Raw genomic sequence first — 15,526 nt, 5'->3', positions numbered from 1 at the left:
CTTTAACTTCAAACTTTTAATCAGCTCAAGTCCAAAACCACAGTCATTCCCTTTGACAGGGCACTTCCTGCCACAACCGATTGATTCGTCACTTTACCTTTTCCTTTCACCGAAACTTTTACTCCCATATTTTCCAACAGGTACAATGCATCTTTCAATCCCATTCCCTTCACATTGGGCATCACCTGTTTCCTGATCACACTTGTTTTTACTACCGGCTGGTAATCCACTGCAAACACATTACTCCAATCACCCTGCGTTGCCGAATCCCGGTACCCGATATTCAATGTTTTGAAAACATTTTTTATATCTGCATTATTACCGGCATAGAAATAACCGCTACTATCTTTTTTCGCGGCATACATATGCGATGCTTTTTTCTCTACATACATCGCATACAATTTTGTAGCCACTTCTTTAAATACCGGGCCTGCCAACGTCCCACCATAGTGCAATGCTGCGTATGGTTTGGATCTGATTACCACTATACAGGTAAACTGGGGATCATTTGCCGGAAAGTAGCCTACAAATGATGCCTGGTATACACCTGCACTATATTTTATATTGCCATCTGCAACGTGTGCAGTTCCGGTTTTCCCTGCCACGGCAAAAGGCATGTCTTTAAAAGCAACTCTGCCGGTACCTTCGGTAACCACCGCTTCCATACTTTCTTTCGCCGCTTGTATTACTTCTGGCCGTGCAATACTTTCTTCCAGCACAGTCGGTTCAAATTGTTTTATCACGATGCCATCCTGCTGAATGCTATTGACCAAATAAGGTTTCATCATTTTACCATTATTGGCGATAGCATTATATAAGGTAAGGGTATGCATTGGGCTGACCTGGGCAGCATAACCAAAACTCATCGTGATCATATTCATCACCCCGCCTTTATTTTTATCCAATGGTGCCAGCTGTGGCTTTGGAATATTTGAAAGATCGATGGGTGAACGAACATCCATGTGATACTTGTGCAGGTAATCGCCAAACTCTTTTGGGTTTTGGGCAAACGCTTTATATGCCACCTTACTCATCCCGACATTTGAGCTATGTGCAAAGCATTCCTTTACTGTCTGTACAGATTTTGGCTGACGTTCTGCATCATTTACATTCCGCGGGCCCACTACCATTTGACCAGCGCTGCCAACTTCTACCAGGTCATTCAATTTTGAAGAACCTTTTTCCAGCACTGCTAATAATGTCACCAACTTAATCGTGGATCCCGGTTCTGTCACCCGTAGCGCATAGTTATCATCCTCCCAATAAGCTCCATCCGGCCTGCGGCCAAGATTGGCAATCGCTTTTATCTTACCGGTTTTTGTTTCCATCACTATACAGGTGCCATACAACGATTCGCTTGTTTCCATTTGTTTCAACAAAGCATTTTCTGCTATGTCCTGTATGTTCACATCCAGTGTAGTGAAAATATCTTTCCCGTTTTCAGGTTCTATTTGGAAACCTTCCACCGGGATAGCTCCGCCCGAAGCATATCTTACCAGCCGCTGGCCTTTTTGACCAGTCAGCAACGTATCATAACTTTTTTCAAGACCTACATTTTGCTTTTTCACTTTGCCATTGCTCGCAATATGTTCACGGGAAAGGCCGATGGTCCTGTTAGCCAGTAATCCAAATGGCGATAACCGTTTGCTGTTTTCTTCTACAATTACACCGCTTTTATTTCTTCCCAATTTTACCAATGGAAACTGGCGGAAGTTTTTATATTCTTCAAACGACAATTTCTTCTTCAGCAAATAATAGCGGCTTTTTTTTCTATACCCTTCCTGCAATTCTTTTTTATACTGTGCCGTGGTTTTATCACCAAAATATTTTGCCATGGCTATGGCAAATGAGTCTACGTTTTCTCTAAACACCTTCCCATTCTTATCACGCAAACCATCGGCCTGGAAATCAAGATAGATATCAAATTCAGGCAAAGAGGTACTCAGCATCTGGCCATCCTCGCTGTAAATTGTTCCCCTGTCGGCATCTAATTCAACAATGCGCTGGTGCATACTATCACTCATGTTCCGCCAGTGCTCACCCTGGAAACGCTGTATATAGAATGCTTTCCCAAGGATCAGCACACATAAAAGCACCATGCCGATAAAGCATAGATAAACACGCCATAATATGTCACGCCTTACTTCCAATTTCTGCTGCGATTGTTATTGTTATTCTTTTTGTTACCAGCTTCAGTGCTACTATCATCGTCTGTTGCGTCGCACTCTTCATCATTCTGTTCACGGCCTCATCCCTCTCTCCCTTCTCCGAAAGAGAAGGGACGGTGCTACACCGCAAACCCAAACTTCATATCCACCACATCATCTTCATATCTCTAATCAACATTTTCGAAGACCCCGATTTCTTTCGAATTCTCCGAAAAGCAGGGCTGAGTGTTGGTGGCCTTCCCTATTGGGGAAGGTCGGGATGGGGCCTTAACACCACCGGCGACTCCATCAACTCTTTTAATCCCAATGGCTCAACTGCTTTTACCAGCTCACTTTGCTTGCTCCGAAACATCACTTCACTCTTCACCGTTTTATATTCATGCTGCAACTCTCGTACCTCTCTTGTTGTCTTGCTGATATTCCGAACGGTTTTATCAGCCAAATGCCCATTATAGATATACAGCACTGCAAGAAATGTCAGAAACAAAAAAAATGGGATCTGCCTTACCACCGACTGATAATTAAGAAGCTTCTTCCAATTTGTTTTTGTTTCTTTTACCTTATTTATTTCCTGCTCCTGCATTGTGTATAATAAACTTTAAACCTCAGTACCATTTATTTATCATTCACCATTCGCTATCCACCGCATTACACCATCATTATTTTTTCTGCCACTCTTAATCTTGCACTTCTTGATCTTGGGTTCTCCTTCATTTCCTTTTCAGTTGGCTGTATCGATTTTTTGGTGATGATTTTTAATTCATTCACCGGCTCTTCATTGATAAAAGGATTTGTTTCCGGCTCATCAAATGAACCACGACGAAAAAAAACTTTAACCAGCCTGTCTTCTAAAGAATGGAAAGTGATGATAGCTGCCCGGCCACCGGGCTTCAGCAGTTTTGGGATTTGCTGCAGCATTTCTTTCAATGCTCCTAATTCATCATTCACTTCAATGCGCAACGCCTGGAAAACCTGGGCAAAATATTTATTGGGATTTCCTTTTACCACCTCACGGAGAGCATTTTTAAAAGCATTGATGGTTTTCAATGAAACGTGATTGCGAACATTGACAATCGTCCTCGCCAATGTTTTGGCATTCGTCACTTCGCCATACTGCTCAAACAGCTTGTGCAGCTGCTGCTCAGTGTAGGTATTCACAACATCAAAGGCAGTCAGGGTTTGGCGCTGGTCCATTCGCATATCCAGTGCTGCATCAAAGCGGGTCGAGAACCCTCTTTCTGCTTCATCAAACTGGTGACTGCTGACACCCAGATCCGCCATAATGCCATCAACAGCGTTTATTTGGTGCAGCTTCAGGAACCGTTGCAGATGACGAAAATTATGCGGCACAAAAATGACACGATCATCGTCAGGCAGATTTCGTTTCGCATCCTCGTCCTGGTCAAAAGCAATCAGTTTTCCTTTGGCACCCAATTGCTCAAGAATAGCTTTTGAGTGACCGCCACCGCCAAACGTACAATCGACATAGATGCCTTCCGGTTGAATAGCTAACCCTGCTATTGTCTCCTGTAGAAGAACAGGTATGTGATAGGCTTCAGTTGACGGGTTGGCTGGTTGATCAGTTAATAGCGGTTCTTCTTTTTTCAACTTTTTCTTCATGTCAACTATTTAACAATTTAACCTGCCAATCCGTTCCCTCCCCCTAATACTTTATGTACCATTTTGCTTAATGCTTCCGGTGAGATTGAATCAAAGAGCTGTTTGTACTTATTACTATCCCAGATTTCTAATTTATCGTCCGCCCAATGCATCACGAGGTCTTTTTGCAAACCGGCATGCTCCTTCAAATGCGGTGGTACCAGCAATCTTCCTGCACTATCCGGTTCTACGTAAGCGGCTCCATTTAAAAAAAATCGGCGAACCGGTCTTTCCTCCTCATTAAAATCATTCAAAGTCCTGATCTTCGCCGAAAAAGCTTCCCAATTTTTTAATGTGAATAACGTGACACAATTGTCCAAACCCCTGTTCATAACAAAGCGGGTACCCTCTTCTTCGGAGAGCTGCTTTTTGAAGGCAGCCGGCAGAAGAAAGCGACCTTTTGAGTCTAAAGTCGCCTGGTATTCGCCGAGAATATCTATCATTATCAGGTTCTTGGGTCAATTTTGTACTAATTCACACAAAATAACACTTTTTCCCACTTACCTTCCAAATTTTGGGATTTTTATTTTGTCCACAGACTCCTGATGCCTGGAAGGCCTGCCTGTAGTACATTTGCGCGGATTTTATCCGGTACTGATCAAAAAAGGCGTGGATTACTTGTGAATTGCGGTGGAAAAACGGTGAATGGAACCATCGCAAATGTGAATACAGATCGGCTACAGCCCATAATTTAAAACGGCATTCGTATTTTGGCGCCATGGCAACTGCAGGCTATTCAGGCACACCCCTGATCAAAAAATTGGGTATCAAACCGGGCATGAAGATCCGGTTGATCAATACACCTTCGAACTATTTTGAATTGTTGGAAGCAGATATTAGTGATCAGCTATGCGCCAAAAATGAATTGCCGGATCTTATTCATTTATTTGCAGAAAGCTACAAAGTCTTTGAATCAGCAATAAAAAAACTGCAGCCCTTGCTTTCAAAAAATCCTGCAATCGTTATCTGGGTCTCGTGGTATAAAAAATCGGCGAAAATTCCCACTGATATTACCGAAGACGCTATCAGAAATTATGCTTTGAAAAATGATCTCGTAGATGTAAAAGTTTGTGCAGTGAGTGATATCTGGAGCGGACTAAAACTCGTCGTACCACTTGCGAAACGTTAGTATTTTTGTAACTCATCAAACTGCGACAGTTGGTCGCAATTGTTTATGCACCCAAAAGATATTGCTATTGCTGATTTTACCTATTCACTTCCCGAGGATCGAATAGCCAGCTACCCCCTTCAAAAAAGAGATTCATCCAAATTACTTGTTTATAGAAATGGAGATATCCGGGATGATACCTATGAAAATATTGCTTCGCATATTCCGGCAAGTTCGTTGCTGATTTTTAATAACACCAAAGTTGTGGAAGCAAGGCTACTGTTTCAAAAACCGACTGGCGGTGTAATAGAAATATTTTGTCTCGAGCCGCATGAGCAATATGCAGATATTACGACTGCCATGCTTCAACGCGGGAAAGTATATTGGTTATGCCTGGTTGGCGGCGCATCAAAATGGAAACATGGACAGATACTTCAAAAAATAATTTATGCGTTCAACAAGGAGATAATATTGCAAGCCATTTACCTGGAAAAGAGAATAGATTCTTTTGTAATCGAACTCTCCTGGAATGATCCGGAAATGAGTTTTGCGGAATTATTGCATCATGCAGGCGCCATTCCTCTTCCACCCTATATAAAACGAAAGGCAGAATCAAGTGATGCCGAAAGGTACCAAACCATTTATGCCCATTACGATGGATCAGTGGCTGCGCCAACAGCGGGTCTGCACTTTACCGATGCTATTTTCAAAAGTTTAGAAGAAAAAAATATTGACAAAGATTTTGTGACGCTTCATGTTGGCGCCGGCACATTTAAACCTGTGAAAAGTGAAACTATGCAACAGCATGAAATGCATGCGGAGTTTATTGATGTATCCATTGAAACAATTGAAACGATTATTGCATATCTCGACAAAACAATCATTCCGGTAGGTACTACGTCCATGCGAACCATTGAGAGTCTTTACTGGTTGGGAGTGAAACTATCAACAAGCAACGGTCAACAAGCAACGGTCAACAACTATTTAGCAATTCCAGAATTAAATCAATGGGAGGCTTATGATATGCCGGCCCAGGATGTACAAGCGAAAGAGGCGTTGGAGTCTTTGCTAGGTTGGATGAAAAAAAATAAATTGAAAAAACTGGTCACCAGGACACGCATCATAATAGCACCGGGATACAAGCTTCGGATTGCAAAAGGCTTGATCACCAATTTTCATCAACCACAATCCACCTTATTGCTATTGATTGCTGCAATTATTGGTGAGGATTGGCGAAGGATTTACGATCATGCTCTTCAAAATGAATTCAGGTTTTTAAGCTACGGCGATGGTTGCCTGCTGTACCCACAGGTCCAGGAATAGTTGGCAGGAATTTTAACTGCTTTTCTTCAATGGAAGATCTAAAATAAAGATGCTGCCGCGACCCAACATACTATCGATTTTAATTTCACCGCCCTGCGCCTGCACAATTGTTTTTACATAACTCAATCCTAACCCAAAGCCTTTAACGTTATGCAGGTTGCCGGTATGAGCCCTGTAAAAGCGTTCAAAAACCCGCTTCACTGTTTCCTTACTCATGCCAATGCCATTGTCTTCCACTTTAATTGTCAAATTTTTTCCATTGGAGTGAGTAGCGACCTTGACAAGCAGGGGAACATTATCTTTTGAATACTTGACAGCATTATCAATAAGGTTGTTAATCATATTGGAAAAATGAACCTCATCTGCCATCACAAGGTCATTGGTCGCATTTAATACCAGCTCGGCCCTTCCACCTTTTTCCTGTAATTGCAAAGCAAAATTATCAACCACGTCTTTAATTACTTCATGTACATGTAAGGGTTGCATATTCAATTCAATCTCCTGTTTTTCCAGTTGAGATGCTTTAAGAATCGTTTCAACCTGGCGATTCATACGTTGGTTCTCTTCTTTGATGATAGCACTGAAATAACCCATCTTATCCCTATCCTGTAAAACTTTTTCATTCTTCAAAGCATCAACCGCCAATGAGATGGTAGCAATGGGTGTCTTAAATTCATGCGTCATATTATTGATGAAATCATTTTTGATCTCACCTAATTTTTTTTGACGAAGCATAGTACGAACAGTAAGATAAAAAGCTGTAATAATGATAATGGTAAAAAGAATAGAAGTAGCGATGCGTAAACGCAATTCTTTTAGCGCCGCAACCTTCCAGTCAAGTGCTACAATTATAAGACTTTCATCCGCTGCAAGGTTTTCTGCCGCCGAACCGCTTGGTGCAAACAAGGCGTAGCCTTTCGAGTAATTGTTTATTGTGTCCTCATACTCTTCCGGAAAATTCTTTGACCGCTGTTCAATTGCGCCTATGGCCCCTGTCCTGGGGCTGACAGTCGCCAGCATGAATTCAAATTTCAAATTATCGAGCTCCAGTGATTTAAAAGCTTTTTTTATTTTATCCTGCAATTCGGTAGCCGTAAACCGTTTGCCCACGGTAACAGGTCTTAGAAACTCCATCGTAAACTCATCCTGGAAAATTGTATTAGGTGAACTTATCTTGCTACTTAAATAATTTCCTTTGTATTGGGACAGCTCATTTCCCACCATTATTACCGCCTGCTCCACCTTCCCTTTAATTTGTTCTTCTTTCAGCAGGATCATATTCTTTAACCATGAAATTTGAATGATGATGATGCCGATTAAAGAAATTGTTATGAGTAAAGTAATTACGGTAAAGATGCGTTTCACAAAGAGAAAATTATTTGTACTGAAAGATAAAGGGTTTTACCAACCCATCCTGCAAAAATACTACGTGTTGTTCTTTCATCTTTAATTTGACAGGTAATACATGGATTTTTAACGCCGCTTTAAGGCCAGTATTCTAGCCAATTTTTTGGCGAAAGTATTTGAAACAAGATTTTTTTAAAAAAGATTTAATGTCCTAACTTGAAGTATGATTGAACCCGGACCAGGCATACTTTTAATAGCAGATCCCTTCCTGAAAGACCCCAACTTTCTGCGCACAGTGGTCTTTCTTTGCGAGCATAATGAAGATGGAAGTTTTGGTTTTGTGTTAAATCGCAAATATGAAAATACGCTGGATGAATTGATCCCTGATCTGGAGGGGTTTAAACTCCCGGTTTTTTATGGAGGTCCCGTACAAATGGATACTATTCATTTCCTGCATCAGTATCCTGAAGAAATTCCCGGCGGTGAAGAAGTGATGAAAGGCGTATTTTGGGGTGGCGATTTTAGTAAAACGGTTGAGCTTATACAGAATGGCAAATTGGATGAAAACAAGATCCGCTTTTTTATCGGGTATTCCGGTTGGAGCAAAGACCAACTGGCCGAGGAAATAAAGGAGAAATCATGGCTCACCGTAAAGTCAAACCGAAAACTGATCTTCCAAACCAAGCCTGAAGAAATATGGAAAGAGTCGCTTAAGCACCTTGGCGGCGATTATGAAATGATGATTCATTTTCCAACAGATCCCCAGCTTAATTAAATTGGAAAACTTCCTTTCTTTGCAACGCATTATACTCAATTCTCATCCCTGAAAAAACAACACTATGAAACGTTTTTATCTTAGCTTAATTCTATGCAGTTCTATTTTTCTTTCTTCCTGTGATACATTGAAACAAGTAGCATCACAACTAGGCATCACTGAATTTGAAATGGCAGCGGGTTTAAAAGATGCTTTGTCGCAGGGCCTTTTCAGGGGGTTTGATGCTTTTGCAAATCCTGGCGGTAATCCATTGGTTCGATTTGCTTTCCCCGGAGATGCGGCGAAAATCGAAAAAACTTTAAAGGATGTAGGAATGGATAAAGTGGTAGACCAGGTGACAGCAAAATTTACCCGGGCCATGTCTTCTGCTGTTGTTGCAGCTAAGCCCATTTTTTTAAATTCCGTTAAGCAAATGTCGATCAGGGATGCGGCAAGTATCTTAGTAACAGATAACATGCATGCGGCAACTGACTATTTCAAATCCAACATGTCACCTGAGCTAATGGTAGCCTTCCGGCCCATCGTAGATAGCACCATAAAAACGGAAGGAGCCAATAAGGAATGGAACAACCTTGTCACTGTTTACAACAAGATACCTTTTATCAAGAAACCACTGGAAACAAATCTTACCGATTTTATTGCTGCCCGGGCTATCGATGCAATGTTTGTATCCGTCGCTAATGAGGAAGAAAATATCCGGACCAAATACGAATTTCGCAAAACAGATATGATGAAAAAGGCATTTGCCTACGCAGACGAACAACTAAAGAAAAGAAAACAACAACAAAACTAGCTATTGAAAAAGTAACGAAGAAGCCGGTTCAATAGAGCCGGCTTCTTTTTGTTTTGGCATAGATTAAGTTTATAGACAATACGGCAATCAGTATAACCAATCCAAAAAATTCCCGGGTATCTTCGATCCAGGGCTTGGTGGCTTTCATAGTAGCCGCTATATTTTCAGCATCATGTTTTTGAATCCAATCCAGGACGCCATCTTCAGTAAAAAAATAATACAATGCATAGGCGGCAAATGCGACGATGCCAAGAATATAAGCTTTAGGATAAAACTTATTCCTAAACGCAAGCCAGCACAGGATTGCTCCATATAAATAGATGGGTATCCAAATATAAGGATCGGGGTCATTGTATTGCAGACCGGCCGATACCAGGAAAAGAATACAAAATATGATATTGAAAATTTTCACCTGTTAAATCTTATGATTAAAAAATAATTGACCTTACTCTTTATTTCCTGGCAATATAACAATGTCTGGTGCTTGGGAAAAAACCGGGCACCAGGGTCCCTGGCCGGCCGGTGGAAAATTCCTGGTAATAAGGCCAGTATTTGAAAGAAGAGAAATATTGGTTTACAAATCCATCCGTTTCTTTTTTAGTATAGCTATAGCAAAATCCGAACTCCGTTTTCATGATTCCGATTTGCTTTAACGGATTATGCCACCAGTTGTGGAAATCAAAAATCGCCTGGCCGCCTTCCCTCAATGATTGTTGCATACCATTCAGCAGCAAACCTTCATGATAAGGCGAATAAATCAGCGTATCACCACAAATGATCAGGTCGAGAGTGGAATTAAATGGCGGCTTAGTATAATCAGCTCTTATAAAAATGAGATTGTCGATATGTTGAGCCTCCGCTCTTTTTTTTGCAAATAACAACGACTCAATACTGAGATCGCAATGAAAAACCCATCTGAACATTTTTCGCAGTTCGAAGGTGTAATAGCCCGAACTTCCGGTGAAATCGCAAAGAACTTCCCGTCCAGGAATATTCTTTTCAATTATATTCTTTATAAATCCTACATGTTCATTTTTTTTCTTTAGCCATTTAACTGGTACTTTGTCCGGGTTGGCCCAGGATGTCTCCGGATCAACCACTTCACGTTTAGAAGAAAAAAGCTGGTTGTAAACTTTCTCATGATAACCACTGCGCACATCAAAGGCATATTTGGAGGGTGCCGTTGGTAATATTTCTAAAATGGCGTTTTCATAAAAAGGAAATTGACGTTGGCAATTATCACACCTAAAATGTGAGCCTTCGTACCGGATGCTTGTCTTGCAGTCCGGACAGCAAACATGCTTTTTTATCAGTTCAATTTTATCGTTTGTATTTTCCATGAAGAGTACCTTTAAGTGTTGTTTTTCCTTCGGTATGGCCGTAAAAACCTAACCTTTTTGATCTGAAAACATACTCATTTTATTCTTTCTGTCAAAGCTTTTTGATTTGTTTGTCTAATATTTCCTTTCTCAACAACATTTTTCATGAGAGATGGAAGGATAAGAACCGGTGAATGACTCCAAATAAAAAAGCAGGGTCATATTTCTTTGACCCAAATACCTTCTAATCGTATGTGGTCTGTCCATAATTATTTAAATTTCATTCCAAAATATCCATTACATGCTATCAAAAAATATATTTTTCTTTTATCTGTTGCTTTTAATTCCTTTTGCGGCTCTTATACTATCCGTGAAGCAGGACTATATTAGTAACAATACATTCATCTTACTATTCATTACCTATTTTATCGTTTATCGTCCATTTATATGTGGCATAAGATTAAGTCAAAATAAGAAAATCAAAAAACAGGATTTCTGGAAAAATTTCATTCCCTTCTGGAACGACAAATACTGGACATTTCTATTTTTTAATAAGTAGAAGTAAAAATGCGGAATTTGCAACCCCGCATTTTTTATGGGATAAAAAAACCCTCCCGAAATAAATCAGGAGGGCTAAGGACAGTTTTCATTATCCGGATAGGCTGGTTTTTCGCCAGTCTATTCTACCTCTCATGAATAAAGTCATTCAGCGGAGGAGGCGTCAGGTCTCAGGTAGTTTCCACCGGCATTGCTCCTTCAGCCAATACAGTCACTTTGTTATTGAGCACTTCTACAAATCCAGCTTGTATGTCGAAGTAAGCAAAATGATTTTGCCTGTCTTTTAATATTTTCACACGGCCGGCTTTCAATGCACTTACCAGCGGAGCATGCTTATCAAGCACTTCAAAGCTTCCACTGATACCCGGCATTTGCACGCCGTATACCTCGCCGCTGTATATTTTTTTTTCTGGTGTAAGTATTTCTAAGTTCATAAAAACCAATCCGCCGCGGCGGACTTTTAGAACCCTAAAGCTGTAAAAACTTTAAAGCTCGTTATAGAATAATTTCAAATATTCTTTTTGTGACTTCTTAATACCCTCATGAGTAAGGAACAGAAAGTTGAAGAGTGCGATGCTTCGACTTCGCTCGGCACAGGCTGCACGAAGATGCCATGAAAACAAATGCTCGTTACACAACAACCAACTAACTCGTATAAAGAACTATCAGTACAAATAATGACTAATCAACCTAAGTTCTCCGCCAACTGGCGGAGACAGAGGGTTCTAACCCTGCGCCTGCGCCATCAGTTTCTTACCCTTTTCAATAGCATCATCGATAGTACCCACCAGGTTGAATGCCGCTTCAGGCAGATCATCTACTTCACCATCCATGATCATATTGAAACCACGGATCGTTTCTTCAATCGGTACCAACACCCCTTTTAAACCGGTAAAGGCTTCAGCCACATGGAAAGGCTGAGAAAGGAAACGTTGTACTTTCCGTGCACGGGCAACGATCATTTTATCTTCATCACTCAACTCATCCAAACCAAGGATGGCGATGATGTCCTGTAATTCCTTATAACGCTGCAGGATTAATTTCACACGGTTGGCGCAATCATAATGCAGATCACCTACGATCTTCGGTGTAAGGATACGAGAGGTTGAATCAAGAGGATCTACAGCCGGATAAATACCAAGGTCGGCAATTTTACGACTCAAAACTGTTGTTGCATCCAGGTGTGCAAAAGTTGTGGCCGGAGCGGGGTCTGTTAAGTCATCGGCAGGTACATATACCGCCTGTACGGAAGTGATCGAACCATTTTTGGTAGATGTGATACGCTCCTGCATCAATCCCATTTCTGTTGCCAGGGTAGGCTGGTAACCTACGGCTGAAGGCATACGACCCAACAGGGCTGATACCTCGGAACCCGCCTGGGTGAAACGGAAGATATTATCCACGAAGAAAAGGATGTCACGACCCTTGCCCTCGCCATCACCATCACGGTAATATTCGGCGATTGTCAAACCGGACAGAGCCACCCTTGCACGGGCGCCGGGAGGTTCATTCATCTGGCCGAATACGAAAGTCGCTTTGGAATCAGCCAATTCTTTCATATCTACTTTGCTCAGGTCCCATCCGCCTTCTTCCATGCTATGCTTAAATGCGTCGCCATATTTCATGATGCCGGCTTCGATCATCTCACGCATCAGGTCATTCCCTTCACGGGTTCTCTCTCCTACTCCTGCAAATACGGATAAACCAGAATAAGCTTTTGCAATATTGTTGATCAACTCCTGGATCAATACCGTTTTACCCACACCGGCGCCACCAAACAAACCGATCTTACCACCTTTTGCATAAGGTTCGATAAGGTCAATTACTTTGATACCGGTAAAAAGCACTTCAGATGCTGTGCTCAGGTTTTCAAACATGGGTGGTTTGGCGTGAATAGGACGTCCGCCCTGCTTTGATACTACAGGCAGTCCATCGATGGGATCACCCGTTACATTAAATAAACGTCCTTTGATAGCCTCACCTGTTGGCATAGCTATCCCTTTTCCTGTGTCAACTACTTCAGTACCACGAACTAAACCTTCTGTTCCATCCATGGCAATGGCACGAATACTATCCTCACCAAGATGCTGCTGTACTTCCAAAACCAGCGTTTCACCGTTTTCTCTTTTCAGTTCCAGGGCGTTATAGATATCGGGAAGGGTGCCATCAAACTGTACATCGATGACCGCACCAATGACTTGCTTTACTTTACCAACGTTAGCCATATATAAGGAGGGGTTTATTTCGGCCGCAAAGGTAAGGGAGTGAGGTGAATGTGCAAATACGAAAATCGGCAATTTTGAAAATGGTAGAAAGCATTATTAAACAGGCTTCAAGTTCCTTGATTGGACTTGTTGCGACGCTCAGTTCAGGGTTCGGTTCACTTCACCATCTTCACCGACGAAGAACATGGTTTTGTAAAAAAAGAAAATGAAATAAAAGGCTATGGCCAAATTCTGCAATTTTTAGATAAACATTTGAAAGGCCAACCTGCCAATCCTAAAAGAGATTAAAGACTATTTTTTCCAGGAGAGCTGTCAAAAGCTTATAATTTCACGCATACTTCGACTTCGCTCAGTATCGCAAAGTGAAAAGTGACGCAAAGAAAAAAAAGTAGTTTTAAATCTTTGCATGCTTTCTTACCCGTTGCGAGAAAATACTTTTAACAGCCTTTTTTCGATTGCAGATGCATAATTTTCACAGGCATAATCTTTGCAAAATAATAGGTATGAAAAAATTATTGATAGCCGTACCCTTTATTTTTATTGCCTGTAATAATGCAGCTGATACCACTGGAGAAAGCAGTAAAAAAAACAAAAAGCTATCGTCCCGCAACTACGGTATTAACCGTTCTAATTCATACAGCGATCTATTTTTAGACAGTGCTACTGTAGAAAAAATCATCAGTGAGAAAAAAATTCCCGATTCCATCGCTTGGCGTATCCGTAGTTTTTATAATACCCGCAACTATCAATTTGCCTGGTTTTCCAGCGACGGTCTTACCGAACAGGCCCGCGGCTTTTGGAATTTACGTAACAATTATATCAGTTCGACAAACGATACTACTCTTAACAACAAGTCGCTGAAAAAAAGAATGGATAAGCTTATTTCAGAAGACAGCCTGTCACCTTCGTCAAACAACAAAACTTATAGCAATACAGAAGTTGAACTTACTTCTCAATTCATCCGCCATACCCTGCAAACCTATGACCGTGATTATGTAAAAAGAAAGGAGATGGAACGTTTTGTCCCCTTTCAAAAAAGAGATGCGCTCGAATATGCCGACTCCCTGGTTTCAAAAAAACATAAGGATGATAAATATTATGAGGACGTAAATCCAATGTATGGGTTGTTAAAGGAGCAATTGGCTTTGTACACCGATATTCAGAAAAAAGGTGGCTGGCCGATCATCCAGGCAAAGAAAAAATTGTATAAAAAAGGAATAACGGCTCCGGAAATTGTTACCATAAAAAAGCGATTGCAATTGACAGGCGACATTGCTACAGCAGATACGACGAAGGTTTTTGACAGCACGCTACAAAATGGCGTCAGGCATTTTCAACAGCGGCATGGTCTGAAGACCGATGGTATTATCAACGAAACAACATTAAAAGAAATGAATGTGCCCGTGATGCACCGGATACAACAGCTATTAATTAATATGGACCGGATGCGCTGGTTGCCTTCCCAGCCGGCTGGCAACCTGATTGTCGTCAACATTCCAGAGTTCATGTTACATGTGATGGAAGGAAAACAAAAAGTTTTTGACATGAATGTAGTGGTTGGAAAAGATGGGCATGACACCCGAATTTTTACCGGCAATCTCAACCAGGTGGTCTTTAGTCCTTACTGGAATGTGCCACCAAGTATCGTGGAAAAAGAAATCATTCCGGCGATGGAAAAAAATCCCAATTACCTCGAAAAGGAAAATATGGAAATCACTGGGGAAGAAGACGGATTGCCCGTTGTTCGCCAATTGCCGGGAGGAAAAAATGCGTTGGGGAAAGTGAAATTCCTTTTCCCAAACAGCTTCAATATTTATTTCCATGATACACCCTCCAAAAGTCTATTTTCCAGTGACAAGCGGGCCTTTAGTCATGGTTGTATACGGCTTAGCGATCCGAAAAAAATGGCTGAATATCTTTTGCGTGACGATCCGAAATGGACGAAATCAAAAATTGAAGAAGCAATGAACAGCGGCGAAGAAAAGTTTGTGAAACTAAAAAAATCTGTGCCGGTGATCATTGCCTATTACACCGCATGGGTAGATGAAAAAGGTTTGCTAAACTTCCGGGAAGATATCTATGGTCACGATGCAAGTCTTTATCAAAAGATGTTTACCAAAGTTTATTAAACTATCCCGCTACCATTTATAAAAAACCTTTAAGCAGAAAGATTTTTTATTTTTCCACGCAGATCAGGCATTGCAACAATTAGGGTGAATAGTGAGTGGTAAGTTGTGAGCCTACAAGACGC

Annotated in this window: 15 protein-coding genes; 6 read left to right on the top strand and 9 right to left on the bottom strand. The window is 41.2% G+C overall.

Going from position 1 to position 15,526, the window contains the following annotated elements; genetic code table 11:
• Window positions 1–20: 20 nt before the first annotated feature.
• From P2W73_RS02555 to mraZ, 4 genes are all read right to left on the bottom strand, one after another.
• The gene (locus P2W73_RS02555; RefSeq protein WP_276500414.1) at window positions 21–2,099 is read right to left on the bottom strand and encodes a PASTA domain-containing penicillin-binding protein; all 2,079 of its coding nucleotides are present in this window, start codon (window positions 2,097–2,099) and stop codon (window positions 21–23) included.
• 310 nt (window positions 2,100–2,409) lie between these two features.
• A complete protein-coding gene (locus P2W73_RS02550) occupies window positions 2,410–2,751 on the bottom strand; it encodes an FtsL-like putative cell division protein (RefSeq protein WP_276500413.1) in 342 nt (113 codons plus the stop codon).
• Window positions 2,752–2,816: 65 nt separating this feature from the next.
• Window positions 2,817–3,788, bottom strand: coding sequence for a 16S rRNA (cytosine(1402)-N(4))-methyltransferase RsmH (gene rsmH / locus P2W73_RS02545; RefSeq protein WP_276500412.1), 972 nt, complete (start codon window positions 3,786–3,788; stop codon window positions 2,817–2,819).
• Between the two features lie 17 nt (window positions 3,789–3,805).
• Window positions 3,806–4,270 carry a division/cell wall cluster transcriptional repressor MraZ gene (mraZ, locus tag P2W73_RS02540; protein ID WP_276500411.1) on the bottom strand — a complete coding sequence of 155 codons (465 nt, stop codon included), beginning with the start codon at window positions 4,268–4,270 and terminating at the stop codon, window positions 3,806–3,808.
• Between the two features lie 182 nt (window positions 4,271–4,452).
• Between mraZ and P2W73_RS02535 the strand changes: the two genes are divergently transcribed.
• Together P2W73_RS02535 and P2W73_RS02530 are read left to right on the top strand one after the other, a co-directional pair.
• On the top strand, window positions 4,453–4,956 hold the full coding sequence (locus P2W73_RS02535) for a hypothetical protein (protein WP_276500410.1): 504 nt from the start codon (window positions 4,453–4,455) through the stop codon (window positions 4,954–4,956).
• A 45-nt stretch (window positions 4,957–5,001) separates the two neighbouring features.
• Window positions 5,002–6,258 carry an S-adenosylmethionine:tRNA ribosyltransferase-isomerase gene (locus tag P2W73_RS02530; protein ID WP_276500409.1) on the top strand — a complete coding sequence of 419 codons (1,257 nt, stop codon included), beginning with the start codon at window positions 5,002–5,004 and terminating at the stop codon, window positions 6,256–6,258.
• 12 nt (window positions 6,259–6,270) lie between these two features.
• Here P2W73_RS02530 and P2W73_RS02525 read toward each other — a convergent pair whose 3' ends face one another.
• The gene (locus P2W73_RS02525; RefSeq protein WP_276500408.1) at window positions 6,271–7,623 is read right to left on the bottom strand and encodes a sensor histidine kinase; all 1,353 of its coding nucleotides are present in this window, start codon (window positions 7,621–7,623) and stop codon (window positions 6,271–6,273) included.
• Between the two features lie 205 nt (window positions 7,624–7,828).
• On the opposite strand from P2W73_RS02525, the gene P2W73_RS02520 reads away from it, so the two are divergent.
• A complete protein-coding gene (locus P2W73_RS02520; RefSeq protein WP_276500407.1) occupies window positions 7,829–8,380 on the top strand; it encodes a YqgE/AlgH family protein in 552 nt (183 codons plus the stop codon).
• A gap of 64 nt (window positions 8,381–8,444) precedes the next feature.
• Window positions 8,445–9,173, top strand: coding sequence for a DUF4197 domain-containing protein (locus tag P2W73_RS02515; protein ID WP_276500406.1), 729 nt, complete (start codon window positions 8,445–8,447; stop codon window positions 9,171–9,173).
• A gap of 28 nt (window positions 9,174–9,201) precedes the next feature.
• Here the strand turns inward: P2W73_RS02515 and P2W73_RS02510 are convergent, their stop codons facing one another.
• The 4 genes from P2W73_RS02510 to atpD all read right to left on the bottom strand — a co-directional run bounded on the left by P2W73_RS02510 (window position 9,202) and on the right by atpD (window position 13,275).
• The gene (locus P2W73_RS02510; RefSeq protein WP_276500405.1) at window positions 9,202–9,585 is read right to left on the bottom strand and encodes a transmembrane 220 family protein; all 384 of its coding nucleotides are present in this window, start codon (window positions 9,583–9,585) and stop codon (window positions 9,202–9,204) included.
• 40 nt (window positions 9,586–9,625) lie between these two features.
• Window positions 9,626–10,513, bottom strand: a complete 888-nt coding sequence (locus tag P2W73_RS02505) for a class I SAM-dependent methyltransferase (protein WP_276500404.1) — start codon at window positions 10,511–10,513, stop codon at window positions 9,626–9,628.
• Window positions 10,514–11,220: 707 nt separating this feature from the next.
• Window positions 11,221–11,484 carry an ATP synthase F1 subunit epsilon gene (gene atpC / locus P2W73_RS02500; protein ID WP_276500403.1) on the bottom strand — a complete coding sequence of 88 codons (264 nt, stop codon included), beginning with the start codon at window positions 11,482–11,484 and terminating at the stop codon, window positions 11,221–11,223.
• 291 nt (window positions 11,485–11,775) lie between these two features.
• A complete protein-coding gene (gene atpD / locus P2W73_RS02495; protein WP_276500402.1) occupies window positions 11,776–13,275 on the bottom strand; it encodes a F0F1 ATP synthase subunit beta in 1,500 nt (499 codons plus the stop codon).
• Window positions 13,276–13,395: 120 nt separating this feature from the next.
• Between atpD and P2W73_RS26450 the strand changes: the two genes are divergently transcribed.
• Complete coding sequence (locus tag P2W73_RS26450) at window positions 13,396–13,563, top strand: prolyl oligopeptidase family serine peptidase (RefSeq protein WP_369127513.1); 168 nt, start codon at window positions 13,396–13,398, stop codon at window positions 13,561–13,563.
• 215 nt (window positions 13,564–13,778) lie between these two features.
• Window positions 13,779–15,404 carry a L,D-transpeptidase family protein gene (locus P2W73_RS02490; protein WP_276500401.1) on the top strand — a complete coding sequence of 542 codons (1,626 nt, stop codon included), beginning with the start codon at window positions 13,779–13,781 and terminating at the stop codon, window positions 15,402–15,404.
• The last annotated feature ends 122 nt before the right edge of the window (window positions 15,405–15,526 follow it).

The sequence above is a fragment of the Terrimonas pollutisoli genome (assembly GCF_029360765.1).
GTDB classification, from domain to species: domain Bacteria; phylum Bacteroidota; class Bacteroidia; order Chitinophagales; family Chitinophagaceae; genus Terrimonas_B; species Terrimonas_B pollutisoli.
Note: the sequence above shows the minus strand (reverse complement) of the source record. Positions and strands in the feature narration are given on the sequence as shown.

What these genes read in the sequence shown, in the direction of transcription:
- rsmH (WP_276500412.1), bottom strand. Translation starts at nt 3,788, where the DNA reads ATGAAGAAAAAGTTGAAAAAAGAAGAACCGCTATTAACTGATCAACCA.
- P2W73_RS02520 (WP_276500407.1), top strand. Translation starts at nt 7,829, where the DNA reads ATGATTGAACCCGGACCAGGCATACTTTTAATAGCAGATCCCTTCCTG.
- atpD (WP_276500402.1), bottom strand. Translation starts at nt 13,275, where the DNA reads ATGGCTAACGTTGGTAAAGTAAAGCAAGTCATTGGTGCGGTCATCGAT.
- mraZ (WP_276500411.1), bottom strand. Translation starts at nt 4,270, where the DNA reads ATGATAGATATTCTCGGCGAATACCAGGCGACTTTAGACTCAAAAGGT.
- P2W73_RS02490 (WP_276500401.1), top strand. Translation starts at nt 13,779, where the DNA reads ATGAAAAAATTATTGATAGCCGTACCCTTTATTTTTATTGCCTGTAAT.
- P2W73_RS02555 (WP_276500414.1), bottom strand. Translation starts at nt 2,099, where the DNA reads ATGGTGCTTTTATGTGTGCTGATCCTTGGGAAAGCATTCTATATACAG.
- P2W73_RS02550 (WP_276500413.1), bottom strand. Translation starts at nt 2,751, where the DNA reads ATGCAGGAGCAGGAAATAAATAAGGTAAAAGAAACAAAAACAAATTGG.
- atpC (WP_276500403.1), bottom strand. Translation starts at nt 11,484, where the DNA reads ATGAACTTAGAAATACTTACACCAGAAAAAAAAATATACAGCGGCGAG.
- P2W73_RS02515 (WP_276500406.1), top strand. Translation starts at nt 8,445, where the DNA reads ATGAAACGTTTTTATCTTAGCTTAATTCTATGCAGTTCTATTTTTCTT.
- P2W73_RS02530 (WP_276500409.1), top strand. Translation starts at nt 5,002, where the DNA reads ATGCACCCAAAAGATATTGCTATTGCTGATTTTACCTATTCACTTCCC.
- P2W73_RS02505 (WP_276500404.1), bottom strand. Translation starts at nt 10,513, where the DNA reads ATGGAAAATACAAACGATAAAATTGAACTGATAAAAAAGCATGTTTGC.